Source organism: Haloferax sp. s1, assembly GCF_058382125.1.
This window is the reverse complement of record NZ_JBZRPK010000124.1, coordinates 1-1,195: the sequence shown is the minus strand read 5'-3', so window position 1 is coordinate 1,195 and position 1,195 is coordinate 1. Positions and strand designations below refer to the sequence as shown.

General features: G+C 60.3%; 1 protein-coding gene. It reads left to right on the top strand.

Annotated elements, in window-relative coordinates:
* The first annotated feature begins 512 nt into the window (after positions 1-512).
* A complete protein-coding gene (locus QT222_RS00890) occupies positions 513-1,103 on the top strand; it encodes a plastocyanin/azurin family copper-binding protein (RefSeq protein ID WP_491475999.1) in 591 nt (196 codons plus the stop codon).
* The last annotated feature ends 92 nt before the right edge of the window (positions 1,104-1,195 follow it).

Here is a 1,195-nt window from a genome sequence, read left to right as displayed (position 1 = left end):
TGCCGCACCGCCAGCGAGACCGAGTCCACCGAGAACAGCACGCCGACTGACTGTAAAATCAGGGCCGTGGGTATCAGCTAATCGCCGCTCTCACGTCTCCGTGAGGTCTACTGCTTTCGAATAATCTAGCGAAGGCATGTTCGTCGCCTCGCGTTCACGTCGGTGAAACCCGTCAGGTCATCAGCCATGTTTGGGCTATTCATACCCTAGATTAGACGCGTCTAATCAAAAGGCTTGCTAGCACACCTCAAACGAAATAGTAGTTCGAAACCGGAAGACTGCAAGTTGGAGTCGTTTTGGGTTCCGGTTCGAGTTTCAGACGCTCCGCTTCGGCACGCAAGGTGGTGGACCGGTGCAAGAGTCGCTGTCTGACTTCGCATCCGGTTTCCCACCACCATTCTATCGCCAACCTCGCTTATCATATGCCGACGAACATATTCGATACTGTTCTCCCGACCTCGGAATTGCTGTGCCTCTTATTCGGGGGAGAGCGGCAATATCAACGTGTACAGATGACCGACGAAGTATCCATCTCGCGGCGACGGTTACTCGCGACGAGCGGAAGCGTACTCGCCGCGGGAGCGTTCGGGGGCTGTCTCGGGGGAGCGCCGTCCGAAGGGGGACGCTCTGGTCTCCCCTCTAAGGTTGAGGTCACGATGACCTCGCGGCCGACGCCGAAGTTCGAACCCCGCCTGACACACGTCGCGGTCGGTGGAACGGTCGTCTGGACGCTGGAATCCGGCGACCACGACTCGACGGCGTACCATCCCGACACGTACGGTCCGAACCGAATTCCGCCCGACGCCGAGCCGTGGGCCAGCGAAACGATGAGCGCCGTCGGTGAAACCTTCGAGTGGACGTTCGACACGCCCGGTGTGTACGACTACGTCGACACCCAAGCGGTCTGTACGGCGCACGAACAGATTGGTAATGTCGGGCGGATTGTCGTCGGGAACCCCGAACTCGACCCGGACGCACAACCGGCGCTCCGACCGCCCCAGTCGGAACTCCCGCGCATCGCGAGAACCAGACTCGAGGAACCGAACGAACAGACGCACTCGTTGCCCTCGGACGAGGCCACCACGTCCACGGAAGAACCATGACAACTCCAACAACGCCCGTCAGCAGACGGACCGTGCTGCGGTCGGCCGGAGCAGCGGCAATTACCCGTGGATCCGGGTGTCTCTCCGGACAA